The sequence below is a fragment of the Pseudomonas sp. AC247 genome, assembly GCF_979258015.1.
In genome coordinates this window covers 571525-584668 of the sequence record NZ_OZ409829.1, presented here as the reverse complement: position 1 = coordinate 584668, position 13144 = coordinate 571525, and the positions used below count along the sequence as shown (strand labels likewise).

Here is a 13144-nt window from a genome sequence, read left to right as displayed (position 1 = left end):
TCGGCAGCCGGTTTTGACCAGATCAGCCGACCTCGGAATCCCAAACAACCGTGACGTTGCCTCTATAAGTGGCAGCCTCGCCGGACAACATGCGCTCAACATCAGCCTGCTTGATGTCAAAGTGCAAAACCCCCGGTTTGCGATCGACATAAATTCCGGGCTGAAAAAGCTCGGTACCCACGCCACTCACCCGCAACGGCTGACGAACGACCGGCTGGCCGCCCGCCGAGGTCAGGCCGGTGGGCAAAGTCACCGCAACTTGCAACGGCACGATGCGACCTCCCGGCTCCTCAAGACCGCAGCCATCACCCACGGTGAACTCGCATGTCATCTGCATTTTGAATTGCGAGCTGGTCCAGATATTGAAGGTCTGATCACGGAACAATCGGGTCGGTTTACGCCCCTGGTTCAGCCAGGCCTGCCATCCGCCTTCAGGGATCAATTCAACCTTGTTGCCACCCGGAGGAATTTCGACTTTGAGCATGTGCTCGACGATCAGAGTGAAATTGAGCTGGAGCAAGTTATCGTTGGGAATCATCAGGTCGCCCATGTCGAAATCTTTACCGGGCCCCACCGAGTACTCGACGCTCCCGTGGTAACGACCAGACTTCATCGTCAACGGGCTGGGGGTGCGCAGTTCATAGCCGTAAACGAAGTAGCGAAAGAAAAAACCGGGAATCAGAAATCGTGCCTGTTTGGCACAGACTCCAGCATTAACCGGGACTTTCCAGAAACTGTTGTAACCGACAGGCCCCATCGTGGCACTGGAGACGCCGGTACAGGGCGCTGGCGCCTCTCGCCAAGAGCCGCCAGTCCACAAAATGCTCCATGCCAGCGAAAGATCCTTACCGGCCTGCCCCTCCACAATTTCAGTCACTGGCTGAAAAAGTCCAGATTCGTGACCAACTCCCGCGATACGTAACTCAAGAATCTCCCTGTCGCCTGATTCATGGGTCATTTCAATGCGCTGCCAATGCGAAGGGACTTTAGCCATTCCGCCCTGACGCGGGTCTGTGTGAAAAGCCTGAATCGGCCCACTGGCATTGAAAACAATCGGTGCGACCAAGGTGAACAGGCCTTCCGGCTTGCACTGGCCGGGCAACTGCAGACAAAACCCCTCAGAAGGTGTCTGGTTTATAAATTCGTTACTCTGCGGATTTGCAGAGTCCGGCCGAAACAACGCCTCGATGTCTTTAACCGCTGCCGACACCGACATCACGGCAAAACCGCTCACTAGCACAACCACCAAACGTGCATAAATATTCATCATGTCCCTTCACCTGTTCAGTCCGGACAATCTGTCTCAAGCACCGGGTAAAACGGCGTTGAACATCATGTTGACGTTGCCGAAATAACTGCCCGGTTTATAAACCCCGTCTTCCGGTCTCTGCGGGGTGATTTCCAGCAACACGCGTCGCCCCTGCTTGGCGTCAACCGAGGAAACCACTTCAACCGCCTCGCCGACTTTCAGCACTCTGCCGTTGAACACCACCTGCAGATTGATATTGTGCTGGCTCTCGCCACTGGACAGATAAGCCACACCGTCCAGTTGCGCCTCGATCGCCCCGCCCTCGTTTTTCACATCAAAATCCTTGCGCAGACCACCGAGCGTCGAGTTGAGCAAACTCCACGGCAGCCGCTGTTCGCGACTGATCCAGCCAGGATCTGCCGGCAAGACATGGAACCCTGAAGAGGGAATGCTCACCGACACTTCAAACTCCTGCACCTCGCGCGCCGCGTGGGCACAGGTGCAGGCCAGTAACAAACCGGTCAGCGTCACCCGTGCAATTTTTCGCCTGTTCATGATCGTTCCTCTGCCATCCAAATCGCGGTGTGCCTAACCCTTCACGTCGACTTTCTTTTTCGCCGCGCCTTCAACCACCGTGAAGCGGTAATTGCGCCCGGCCTGCTTGTCGAAACGGAAAGTGCGCCCGGCCAGAATGTGGTGTTTGGTGGTCGGCTGGCAGTCCTGGTCATTGCCCACGGCACAGTCCTTGAACTCGTCTATGACCACCACGCTGTTGCCGTTATTACGGATTTGATATTGGCCGTTGCCGTCATCGATGACGCTGTCGAACCGGGTGTTTTTCGGCCGCACGAAAAACACCGTGCCGTAACCGGCCAGCACCGTAACGCCGGCCGCGAAGTCTTTTTTGTAGTCCGCCTGCTCTTCATCCGTGAGCGCAAATTCGTCGGCGGCTTCAGGCACCACCGGCACAAAACGGACGCGAAAATAGCGTTCCTGATCGCGCGCGCCCATGTACAACAAGCGCGTGCCTTGAGTGCCGTTGGCCGGCACGATCAGCCGCGCCGGGCTGGCCATCAGGCCGTCACGTGCCGTGGCACCGGCCTGGGATTGCAGAGGAATTTCGCGGGCAGCGCCCTGCTCATCGAAGATCATTTCGAGAATATTGATCTTGATGAACGCGGTACTGTCGCCGCCATTGAAGATGCGTTTCAGATAGGTGCTTTTGTCAGCATCCAGATAGTCGTAGACCACGCCGACGTTGATCTGCGGAGCAGCAAAAGCGAGGGGCGCACACAAGAAAAAACCAACTGCCAACAAACGTTTCATGTTCGATTTGCCTCTGTATATTCAACACAGCCGCAACGGGCTGTCACAGCGAGTGACGGGTTTAAGGTCGGATCAACCAGCGGTTTCATTGCCATTGGCGGTGTCCGCCAAGGTGTCCGGCGTGCAGCGCAAATCGCCAATCATCAGCACGTTGTTTTCCACCCGGGCGGCATCGGTGTTCAGGCGGAAGCGGCAGAGCAATTGATCGCCCTGACGCACTTCCAGGGTCGGCGCGCCGGCGTTCATTTCCATCGAGAAGAACCCGTCGACTTCGCTCACCCCACGGCTGGCGTGGTTGATGATGTGGTGACCCTTGAGCGGTTGACCTTTGGGGTCGATCAAGCGGCCGAGCACCGTCAGGGTTTTCATCACGCGGATCTTTCGGTAATCCACGCCGCCCTTGTTCAAGTGATAACTCATGCGCGCCGGCTGGATCGCGGCGGCCGGCACGTCGTTGCCTTCAAAATCGAAGCTCACCGTGCCTTTTTTGTATGCGGTGATCGGGATGAAATTGCGTCCCGGCCGCAAGTTGGCGCTGCCACCACTGAGGTCGTCGGCGCGCAGGGCGATGTTGTCCAGGTCGGACTCGACGTCGACGATCATTCCGGCGCCACCTCGGTCGTGTTGACGGGTCATGGCCAGGTGCTGACCGCTCAACGCGATGGTGCTGTCGAGGTTCAAGCCCCCCGTGAGATTGCCGTTGAACGACGAACGCTGAACGAAACCGTCGCCGTTGACCGCGTCACTCTGGAAGCTGCCAGTCCCGGAAAGCCCCAAACCATAGGTGTCGGTGATCGCTGTGGCCGAGACGCTTTGCAGCAGGTGATCCTGCAGGTCTTTGCGGTAGGTGACGGACGCGTTGTTGTCACGTCCGCCATCACGCGAAGTGCGCGAACCAAGGCTGCCGGAAATCTGCTCACCCGGTGCACCAAGCGCCAGACTGACACTCAGATCGACCCCGCGATTGCGCGCATCGCCGCTGCTGAAACTGCCGGGGCGGTCGAACACCGACAGACGCCAGTTGGCATCGCTGCCAAACAATTCGCCACGCTGCGTCCAGCCGAGATCGAGACCGACACCTTCGATATTGCCGTCACTGTGCGAGACCCGCGCGTTGATCGAACTTTTGTTGCTGACCCGATGATTGACCGACAACGCCGAGTTGCTGGTCTGGCCGATGAACACGTTGCGCTGCCGCACTCGTGTGCCGTCGGGCAAGGTTTCGTAGGTGTTGGTGGTGTCGAGCCAGCTGCGGTTGTGGGTCAGGAAAATACTGCCGGAGCCGTAGCTGTACATGCCCTGCAGATCGAGGCCGGTGCCGTGGTCTTCGGTTTGGTAAACGTTGCCGAACACGCTGGTGTTATTGGCCAGCGTCCAGTCGATCGAGGTGCCGTACTGCAGTTTTTCGCTGATCTGGCGTCCGGAGAACCCGACGATGACCCGAGGGTGCAGCAGGTAGTTGAACGCCGCGCCAGCGGTCATGCCGCCGGAGGCCTGATCGTCCCAGTTGCTCCACAATTTGCTCTCGCGCCCGGCGAACACGTTGTAGCGCCAGCGCTCGTCATGATTGCGCCAGTTGTTCGGTTTGTAGATCAGCTCGGACGTGGTGGAGGTGATCTGGCCGTCTTCGATCAGGCGCACTTCGACTTCATAGATGCCGCCGGGTAACGGGCGGGTGTCCAGAGTTTGCAGACCGGCGTCGACCGGTTGCGTGTTGATCAACATGCCGTTGCGATAAATCTCCACCGAAGCCTGGCGGTTCGCGGTGACGTAGAGCGGATAAACGCTGGGTTTCGGATTGTCGATGGCGAGGCTGTCGGAGCTGCCGTACATGGCGCCCACCGCGGTGTCCGGGCTGACACCGAACGAACGCGGCTGACGGGTCAAGCCTTCCGAATCAGGCATGAAATAGCCCAGGCGAATAAAACGGCCTTGCAGTTCTTTCTGGCTGTAGAGCTCTTGCACGGCGTGATACATCTGCTCGTCCGAGCCGCCGAGACGGGCCATTTGTACGTTCAGGCTTTGCGTCCAGTTACCAAGGCTGCTGCTGGTGACCAGACCGTAACGGCCTCCGAGGTCCTGATCCTGACCACCGTTGAGGTTGAGCTGATTGCGCACAATCAAACCGGTGCTGCCGGCTTGCGGTTGCAGGTAGTAACGTGGGGCCTGGCTGTCGCGCTCGGCATTTGCGGTGACGATCGACACCAGCGAATTTTCCAGGTTGTAGTGCACCGCGAGCATCTGCTCCGGGCAACTGCCCTGACAGGCGCCCAATGCGACACCACGACCGAGATAGTCGGCCCAGACATCGCGCTCAGTGGCGCTGAAGTTGCTGTCGACACTCTCGGTAAATTCGAGGAGGGTGATGCGATCATTGCGTGATAGAACAATCATCGCCTCGCCCAGAAACTGTTGATCCAATTCAACACGCACCGCCAGCGGCACATCAAAGAAGTGCTCTTCGAATTCGCTCGGCAGCCCTTTGGCCTGCGCCAACAAGTTACGCGGTGTATGACTGGCATCGGTAGACGCAGCCAAGGCATTGGCACATAAAAAAAGTGCAAGCGCTGCCGCGATGGGTGTCATCGGAAACATGAACTTAGTTACTCTTTTTGTTTGATTGGCCAAACGCCGGCCGAACACTGTTTATTAGCGATCGGCCGGACGAACGCATTGCCAGAAACGGCAATGACCGACAGCGCTTTACGGCGTGATGCGCGGAATCGCGTCGAACATCACCACCGGCGTGGCGGTGTACAGGCCGGACTGGCCATCGGCCGGTTTGGCGGCGGTGATCACCAGATCGGCACGCATGCCGCCATTGGATTCGGTGTCGCCTACAACTTCTTCAGACACGCCGGTGAGGGTTTTACCGTTGAAGGTGTACGTCAGGGCAATGGTATTGGCACCGTTGAACAAAGGCTGCGGCCCACCTTCAACGTAAGCGCCTACCGAGCCCTGGCTGTGCTGGATGTCATAGGTGCCGCGCACCGGGGACAACGTGCCAGCGCCGATGACGTAGCGCATTTCTTCGTTTTTACCGAAGTTCGGATCGACCGGCTGGGCGTGGAACACCTTGCTCGGAATGTCCGCGACGATATTGATGGCGGTGCGCGATTCTTCAGCCGCAAAGGCCACCGAAGCACCCAGCGTCAGGATGGCCAGAGGAGTAGCGATTGCAAGTTGCTTGAGCATGATTAACTTCCTGTCATTTCGTTGTGGGAGATGGCTGAAGTCCAGTGCTGCTTACATGAACAGAAGAATGAAGACCAGCCGGCTTCAGACATGTAAGAAAGTGGACGTTCAACGCCGAGGAATATTCCCCTATTACCACCACGAAATAAGCAGGCCGTTTCTGACGAGTGCGTAGCCAAAGGGCGATTCGACTTGAAAGAAAAACAGCAACTTTCAAGAAAAACACTTGAGTAACTGTAAGACCGATACTACATCAGGACAAAATGAAAAAGTTGCAGGCCATGCAACTTCTGTAAGAAGCAAACTACACACGCAATAAAATAAGGACGACATCGATGCTTTAGAGTAATTAATCAAACTAACTGAAAGTTGTATAGGCATTTATTGTTACCGGCGCGGCGAAAAAATCCTCCTCGGGCGCCCCTTGCGCCATCTGCGCGCCCGTGCAGACCTGCTCGACCGTTGGTCATTTCAGCTTGATCAAGCCATAAGATATATCTTAAGTTGTATCTAAACACGACGAGAGAAGACTGAAATGAGAGACCATCATTCCCCCCACCGCGAACATGGCGACGGCCGTGACGGCTTCGAAAAACGCCCCGGTCGCGAACGCGGCGGCCGCGGCCCACGGGTATTCGCCCCCGGTGATTTGAAATTGCTGCTGTTGGCGTTGATCGCCGAACAGCCGTGCCACGGCTACGACTTGATCCGACAGATCGAAGGCATGTTCGACGGCGCCTACAGCCCGAGCCCCGGCGTGATCTACCCGACCCTGACCTTCCTCGAAGAAAGCGACCTGATTGCCGGTGACGCCGAGGGCGGCAAAAAACGCTACAGCGTCACCGAAGCCGGTCGTTTGTCTTTGGGCGAGCAAACCGTGGCGCTCGATGGCGTGCGCATGCGCATCGACGTCAGTAAACGCTCGCTGCGCGGCCACGACCGCCCTGCCGAAATCCATGAAGCCGTGCACAACTTGCGCCATGCCCTGCAAATGCACCACGGGCGCTGGAGCCCGGAAGAAATCCTGCGCGTGCGCGATCTGCTCAATAACACCGCCAAAGCCATCGTCGACGGCCCTGCCGTTCAACCTGCCTCGGAGAAAGCCGAATGACTGCAGTCGATACCCAAACCATTCACCGTGTGATGCACCAAATCAAACGCCGCAAGCTTGAGGTGCTGCGTGTAGTCGACCTGACGCCACGCATGCGCCGCATTACCCTCGGCGGGCCGGAGCTGGCCGGGTTTATCAGCCTGGGCACGGACGATCACGTCAAACTGCTGTTCCCGCAGAACGCCGAGCAGGCCGCCACGCTGGAAACCATGGTGCTCGGCGCCAGCAAGGACGATGGGCCAAAGCCAGAGATGCGCGACTACACGCCGCGCCGTTATGACCTGGATGCGCTGGAGCTGGACATCGATTTTGTACTGCACGGTGACGGCCCTGCGTCGACCTGGGCCGAGCAAGCTGCACCGGGGCAATTCCTGCACATCGGCGGGCCGCGTGGCTCGATGATCGTGCCGGATATCTTCGACAGCTACCTGCTGATCGGCGATGAAACCGCCCTGCCCGCCATCGCCCGTCGCCTTGAAGGTTTGGCGGCGAATCGCAAAGCCTTGGTCGTGATCGAGGTGGAAAACGGTGCTGAACAGCAAGTGCTGGAGAGCGCGGCGCAGGTCAATGTGATCTGGGTGTTGCGTGAGGGCGGCAAGGACAACCTGCTGAGCACGGTGAAACAGTTGCAGGTGCCCAAAGGCAATCTGTATGCGTGGGTGGCGACGGAGACCAAAGTCTCACGGCAGATTCGCCGGGTGCTGATCGATGAGCATGGGCTGGATGAGCAACTGATCAAAGCCGTCGGCTACTGGCGCGCTGAGGGCACTTCTGAAGAGGAGTGACACAAATCCCCTGTGGCTGGGAATTACCTGTTTCTGGTGATCACCTGTGGTTGATGATTACCTGTGGCTAGTGATGACCTGTGGTTAGTGATGACCCGTGGTTAGTGATTACCTGTGGTTAGTGATTACCTGTGGTTAGTGATTACCTGTGGCGAGGGGATTTATCCCCGCTGGGCTGCGAAGCAGCCCTGAAACCGGGCACTGCGGATTACCTGACACAACTCATAGAATGTTTTGGGGCCGCTTCGCAGCCCAACGGGGATAAATCCCCTCGCCACAGGTTTCTCATTTACCACAGGTTCCTCACTGATCTAAAGATCGGGTTGCGCGCCAGCGGTCCAGGCCGATCACCAGCAACCCGATCACCACAAACCCCAGCAATATCCCCCCGGCATTGACGAACACCTGTGGATAACCCAACACCGCCACATCAATGAACGGATACGCATACGCGCCAAGCAAATGCCCACGCAGCAAGGCGTAGATGAAATACACCAGCGGATAAATCAGCCACACCGGCAGATGCCACACGCGCAATGTGCCCTTCGGTACGCACAACCACCAATAGCCCAGGAACAGCAGCGGCATCACGTCGTGCAGCAGCTCATCGGCGACAAACTGCCAACCTTCCGGGTGCCACAAATGCCGCAGCAAAAGGCTGTAGGCCAGACCGACCACGGCAATACTCACGGCAATCCCACTGCTCACCCACGGCTGCAAAAACCAACGGCGCACGGCGGATTCACGCTCGGTCACGGCACAGGTCAACACCGTCGCCACCAGCGTATTAGTGAGGATCGTGAAGTAACTGAAAAAACTCACCAGCCCGCCCAACAGGCTGGCGCCGACGCTCAAACGCGCAAAAAAAATCAGATAAAGCTGAATGCCCAGCCCCGCCCAGCCCAATACGGCCGCGCAGGTGATCAGGCGTCGTCGCCGCACGGCGTCCATTTCAGAGCGGTCGCTTGGTGCGCATCAACTTCACGTACAGGCGCTCGACTTTCTCCCGCGCCCACGGGGTTTTGCGCAGAAACGTCAGGCTCGACTTGATGCTCGGATCGCTTTTGAAGCAGCGAATATCGATGCGCTCGGCCAGCCCCGACCATTCGTAATGAGTCACCAAAGCGTTGAGGATCTGTTCGAGGGTGACGCCGTGCAGCGGATCGGGGGTTTGGTCGTTCATGCCTGGCCTTTGGGCAAGTGAAAAATGCGGAAGCCGCGCACCTTAGCCGAGGGGGTGGTTCGGTGGAAGGGCTTCCTTCAAATGTAGGTCAAGGTCGAAAGATCGCAGCCTTCGGCAGCTCCTACAGGGACTGTTACCGATTGCGAAATGCTGCATGTCTGCAAAAGGCCTTTGTCTTTTTGTTACAGATCATTATCCTGCCGCCCTTCCGCTGAATCGCTTCACTGCCTGCGACATATTGAAGCGCACGAATTGCACCCCCGAAAACACCAAAAAAAGACTTGTCCATGCCCGATTTTTCCTTCTCCCGAGACAGCGCTATCTCAGCCCTGCGCACCCTTGGCGGCTGCACCGCACTAGGCCTTGCCACCTGCGCTCAAGCGGCGCCCGCGTTCGACAGTGAATCGCCGTACATGCTTGGTGACTGGAACGGCACGCGCACCGAACTCTCGGAAAAAGGCTACGACTTCAAGCTCGATTACACCGGCGAAATGGGCAGCAACCTGCACGGCGGTTATGACCATGACCGCACCGCGCGTTACAGCGATCAGTTCGGTCTCGGCACGCACCTCGATCTGCAAAAGATCCTAGGCTGGGACGATGCCGAGTTTCAACTGACCATCACCAAACGCAGCGGCAACAACATCAGCAACGATCGCATCAACGATCCGCGCGTCGGCGGCTTCACTTCCGCCCAAGAAGTCTGGGGCCGTGGCCAGACCACGCGCCTGACGCAGATGTGGTATCAGCAGAAATTCTTCGATCAGAAACTCGACATCAAAGTCGGCCGTTTCGGCGAGGGCGAAGACTTCAACAGCTTCCCGTGCGACTTCCAGAACCTCGCGTTCTGCGGCTCGCAGGTCGGCAACTGGGTCGGCGGCATCTGGTACAACTGGCCGGTCAGCCAATGGGCGCTGCGCGTCAAATATCACCTGACCCCAGAGTTGTACGCGCAGGTCGGTGCCTACGAGCAAAACCCATCGAACCTCGATCGCGGCAACGGCTTCAAACTGAGCGGCAGCGGCACCCAAGGCGCGATCCTGCCGATCGAACTGGTGTGGACGCCGAAGCTCAACGGTCTGCCAGGCGAATACCGCGCCGGCTACTACTACAGCAACGCCAAAGCCACTGACGCTTATAAAGATCAGAACGGCCAACCGGCGGCCCTCAGCGGCGAAGCTTATCGCAGCGCGTCGAGCAAACACGGGGTGTGGCTGGGCATTCAGCAGCAAGTCACCAGCGTTGCCAGCGATAACAGTCGCGGTTTGAGCGTGTTCGCCAACGGCACGATGCACGACAAGAAAACCAACGCGATCGACAACTACGTGCAGGCCGGCATCACCTACAAAGGCCCGTTCGATGCGCGCGCCAAGGATGACATCGGCTTCGCCCTCGCCCGCGTACACGTCAACCCGGCCTACCGCAAAAACGCCGAAGCGACGAATCAGGCCAACGCCGTATACGACTACGACGATCCGTCCTTCCTGCCACCGCAAGACACCGAATACAGCGCCGAGCTGTATTACGGCGTGCACGTGACCAACTGGCTGACCGTACGCCCGAACCTGCAATACATCCGCCACCCCGGTGGCGTGAACAACGTCGACGACGCCCTGATCGGCGGGATCAAAATCCAGTCCTCGTTCTAAAGCAACACACAGATCCCCTGTAGGAGTGAGCCTGCTCGCGATAGCGGTGTTTCAGGCGACATCTCCAGTGACTGAAACAGCGCTATCGCGAGCAGGCTCACTCCTACAGATGAAATTCGTTAGCTAGACAAGTTTTTATCTGAACCATGCCCGCGCTCAATCGTCATCTACAGTGACTACAGCGCGGGACTACATAAACGTCACGGAGAATCACACTATGAGCACCGAAAGTGCTTCGAGTCGGGGCCGTTTGCTACCGAGCCTGCTCGGCATTCTGCTTCTACTGATGGGCCTGGCCATGTTGGCCGGAGGGGTCAAGCTGAGCATGCTCGGCGGCTCGTTGTATTACCTGCTGGCCGGTATCGGCATTGCGCTGAGCGGCATCCTGTTGCTGATGCGCCGTCGCGCGGCGCTGGGCCTGTACGCCATCGTTCTCTTCGCCAGCACCGTTTGGGCGCTGTGGGAAGTCGGTCTGGACTGGTGGCAACTGGTGCCACGTCTGGCCCTGTGGTTTGTCCTCGGCTTCGTGATGTTGCTACCGTGGTTCCGTCGTCCGCTACTGCTTGACGGCCCGGCGCCGATGGGCACTCGCGGCCTGACCGTGGCCGTGGTTCTGGCCGGCCTCACCGCGCTGATCAGCCTGTTCACCCACCCGGGCGAAACCTTCGGCGAACTGGGCCGCGACACCGCCGACACCAGCAGCACCGCACCAGCGATGCCCGATGGCGACTGGCAGGCCTATGGCCGCACCGAATTCGGTGACCGTTATTCGCCGCTGAAGCAGATCACCCCGGCCAACGTCGGCAAGCTGCAAGAAGCCTGGCGCATCCAGACCGGCGACCTGCCGACGGCGGATGACCCGGTCGAGTTGACCAACGAAAACACCCCGCTGAAAGCCAACGGCATGGTCTACGCCTGCACCGCGCACAGCAAAGTGTTGGCCCTGGATCCGGACACCGGCAAAGAACTGTGGCGCTTCGACCCGCAGATCAAGAGCCCGGTCGGCTTCAAAGGCTTCGCCCACATGACTTGCCGTGGCGTGTCGTACTACGACGAAGCCGCGTACGCCAAAACTGAAAACGCAGCGTCCGCTGTGATTTCCGAAGCCGGCAAAGCCGTTGCTCAGGCCTGCCCGCGTCGTCTGTACCTGCCAACCGCTGATGCCCGTCTGATCGCGCTGAACGCCGACACCGGCAAAATCTGCGAAGGCTTCGGCACCAACGGTGTGGTTGACCTGACCCAAGGCATCGGCCCGTTCACCGCTGGTGGCTACTACTCCACCTCGCCGGCCGCGATTACTCGTGATCTGGTGATCATGGGCGGTCACGTCACCGACAACGAATCGACCAACGAGCCATCGGGTGTGATCCGCGCCTTCGACGTGCACGACGGTCACCTCGTATGGAACTGGGACAGCGACAAGCCAGACGCCACCGAGCCTTTGGCACCGGGCGAAACCTACAGCCGCAACTCGGCGAACATGTGGTCGCTGGCCAGCGTCGACGAAAAACTCGGCATGGTTTACCTGCCACTGGGCAACCAGACTCCAGACCAGTGGGGCGCTGACCGCACCCCGGGCGCCGAGAAATTCAGCGCCGGTATCGTTGCTCTGGATCTGGCCACCGGTAAAGTGCGCTGGAACTACCAGTTCACCCACCACGACCTGTGGGACATGGACGTTGGCAGCCAGCCAACCCTGCTCGACATGAAAACCGCCGACGGCGTGAAACCGGCACTGATCGCCCCGACCAAACAGGGCAGCCTGTACGTCCTCGACCGTCGTGACGGCACGCCGATCATTCCGATCAAGGAAATCCCGGTACCGCAGGGCGCCGTCAAAGGCGACCACACCGCACCGACCCAGGCCCGTTCGGACCTCAACCTGTTGGCCCCGGAACTCACCGAAAAAGCCATGTGGGGCGCGAGCCCGTTCGACCAGATGCTGTGCCGCATCCAGTTCAAAGAACTGCGTTACGAAGGCCAGTACACCCCGCCGTCGGAACAGGGCAGCCTGATCTACCCGGGTAACGTCGGCGTGTTCAACTGGGGCGGCGTTTCGGTCGATCCGGTTCGCCAAATGTTGTTCACCAGCCCGAACTACATGGCCTTCGTTTCGAAAATGGTGCCACGCGAGCAAGTCGCCGCCGGCAGCAAACGCGAAAGCGAAACCGCTGGCGTGCAACCGAACACTGGCGCGCCATACGCCGTGATCATGCACCCGTTCATGTCGCCACTCGGCGTACCGTGCCAGGCCCCGGCCTGGGGCTACGTTGCCGGTATCGACCTGACCACCGGCAAAGTCGTGTGGAAACGCAAAAACGGCACCAGCCGCGACAGCTCGCCAATCCCGATCGGCTTCACCCTGGGCGTGCCGAGCATGGGCGGCTCGATGGTCACGGCTGGCGGCGTCGGCTTCCTCAGCGGCACCCTCGACCAATACCTGCGCGCGTACGACGTCAACAGCGGTAAAGAGCTGTGGAAATCGCGTCTGCCGGCGGGTGGTCAAGCGACCCCGATGACCTACACCGGCAAAGACGGCAAGCAATACGTGCTGCTCGTTGTCGGCGGTCACGGCTCGCTGGGCACCAAAATGGGCGACTACATCATTGCCTACAAACTGCCGGAATAAGCTTCAACGGCGGTAAA

11 protein-coding genes are annotated in these 13144 nt (G+C 58.8%); 4 read left to right on the top strand and 7 right to left on the bottom strand.

Features of this window, described 5'->3' with window-relative positions; all coding sequences use genetic code 11:
* Nucleotides 1-22 precede the first annotated feature (22 nt).
* From ACZZ0B_RS02820 to ACZZ0B_RS02800, 5 genes are all read right to left on the bottom strand, one after another.
* A complete protein-coding gene (locus tag ACZZ0B_RS02820) occupies nt 23-1270 on the bottom strand; it encodes a hypothetical protein (RefSeq protein WP_463544329.1) in 1248 nt (415 codons plus the stop codon).
* Between the two features lie 33 nt (nt 1271-1303).
* Nucleotides 1304-1804, bottom strand: coding sequence for a CS1 type fimbrial major subunit (locus ACZZ0B_RS02815; protein WP_440094500.1), 501 nt, complete (start codon nt 1802-1804; stop codon nt 1304-1306).
* Between the two features lie 33 nt (nt 1805-1837).
* Nucleotides 1838-2575, bottom strand: a complete 738-nt coding sequence (locus ACZZ0B_RS02810; protein WP_008088473.1) for a hypothetical protein — start codon at nt 2573-2575, stop codon at nt 1838-1840.
* Between the two features lie 72 nt (nt 2576-2647).
* Nucleotides 2648-5170 carry a CS1-pili formation C-terminal domain-containing protein gene (locus tag ACZZ0B_RS02805; RefSeq protein WP_463544328.1) on the bottom strand — a complete coding sequence of 841 codons (2523 nt, stop codon included), beginning with the start codon at nt 5168-5170 and terminating at the stop codon, nt 2648-2650.
* Between the two features lie 108 nt (nt 5171-5278).
* Nucleotides 5279-5770 (bottom strand): CS1 type fimbrial major subunit, encoded by a 492-nt coding sequence (locus ACZZ0B_RS02800; protein WP_008088477.1) that lies wholly within the window; start codon nt 5768-5770, stop codon nt 5279-5281.
* Between the two features lie 535 nt (nt 5771-6305).
* On the opposite strand from ACZZ0B_RS02800, the gene ACZZ0B_RS02795 reads away from it, so the two are divergent.
* The gene (locus ACZZ0B_RS02795) at nt 6306-6881 is read left to right on the top strand and encodes a PadR family transcriptional regulator (RefSeq protein ID WP_008088479.1); all 576 of its coding nucleotides are present in this window, start codon (nt 6306-6308) and stop codon (nt 6879-6881) included.
* Nucleotides 6878-7666, top strand: a complete 789-nt coding sequence (locus ACZZ0B_RS02790) for a siderophore-interacting protein (protein WP_463544327.1) — start codon at nt 6878-6880, stop codon at nt 7664-7666. The genes ACZZ0B_RS02795 and ACZZ0B_RS02790 overlap by 4 nt, the downstream gene beginning before the upstream one ends.
* A 303-nt stretch (nt 7667-7969) precedes the next feature.
* Here the strand turns inward: ACZZ0B_RS02790 and ACZZ0B_RS02785 are convergent, their stop codons facing one another.
* Both ACZZ0B_RS02785 and ACZZ0B_RS02780 read right to left on the bottom strand, forming a co-directional pair.
* Entirely contained in the window at nt 7970-8617 is a 648-nt protein-coding gene (locus ACZZ0B_RS02785) for a Pr6Pr family membrane protein (protein WP_463544326.1), read from the bottom strand.
* 1 nt (nt 8618) lies between these two features.
* Nucleotides 8619-8849, bottom strand: a complete 231-nt coding sequence (locus ACZZ0B_RS02780) for a VF530 family protein (protein WP_008088485.1) — start codon at nt 8847-8849, stop codon at nt 8619-8621.
* Nucleotides 8850-9136: 287 nt separating this feature from the next.
* On the opposite strand from ACZZ0B_RS02780, the gene ACZZ0B_RS02775 reads away from it, so the two are divergent.
* Nucleotides 9137-10498: a carbohydrate porin gene (locus tag ACZZ0B_RS02775; RefSeq protein WP_158833869.1), complete on the top strand. Its 1362-nt coding sequence runs from the start codon at nt 9137-9139 to the stop codon at nt 10496-10498.
* A 217-nt stretch (nt 10499-10715) separates the two neighbouring features.
* A complete protein-coding gene (locus ACZZ0B_RS02770) occupies nt 10716-13127 on the top strand; it encodes a glucose/quinate/shikimate family membrane-bound PQQ-dependent dehydrogenase (protein ID WP_400752260.1) in 2412 nt (803 codons plus the stop codon).
* The last annotated feature ends 17 nt before the right edge of the window (nt 13128-13144 follow it).

Bases quoted from the DNA above. Each gene is read 5' to 3' on its own strand.
- ACZZ0B_RS02780 (WP_008088485.1), bottom strand. From the start codon at position 8,849: ATGAACGACCAAACCCCCGATCCGCTGCACGGCGTCACCCTCGAACAG.
- ACZZ0B_RS02770 (WP_400752260.1), top strand. From the start codon at position 10,716: ATGAGCACCGAAAGTGCTTCGAGTCGGGGCCGTTTGCTACCGAGCCTG.
- ACZZ0B_RS02810 (WP_008088473.1), bottom strand. From the start codon at position 2,575: ATGAAACGTTTGTTGGCAGTTGGTTTTTTCTTGTGTGCGCCCCTCGCT.
- ACZZ0B_RS02785 (WP_463544326.1), bottom strand. From the start codon at position 8,617: ATGGACGCCGTGCGGCGACGACGCCTGATCACCTGCGCGGCCGTATTG.
- ACZZ0B_RS02775 (WP_158833869.1), top strand. From the start codon at position 9,137: ATGCCCGATTTTTCCTTCTCCCGAGACAGCGCTATCTCAGCCCTGCGC.
- ACZZ0B_RS02795 (WP_008088479.1), top strand. From the start codon at position 6,306: ATGAGAGACCATCATTCCCCCCACCGCGAACATGGCGACGGCCGTGAC.
- ACZZ0B_RS02790 (WP_463544327.1), top strand. From the start codon at position 6,878: ATGACTGCAGTCGATACCCAAACCATTCACCGTGTGATGCACCAAATC.
- ACZZ0B_RS02805 (WP_463544328.1), bottom strand. From the start codon at position 5,170: ATGTTTCCGATGACACCCATCGCGGCAGCGCTTGCACTTTTTTTATGT.
- ACZZ0B_RS02815 (WP_440094500.1), bottom strand. From the start codon at position 1,804: ATGAACAGGCGAAAAATTGCACGGGTGACGCTGACCGGTTTGTTACTG.
- ACZZ0B_RS02800 (WP_008088477.1), bottom strand. From the start codon at position 5,770: ATGCTCAAGCAACTTGCAATCGCTACTCCTCTGGCCATCCTGACGCTG.
- ACZZ0B_RS02820 (WP_463544329.1), bottom strand. From the start codon at position 1,270: ATGATGAATATTTATGCACGTTTGGTGGTTGTGCTAGTGAGCGGTTTT.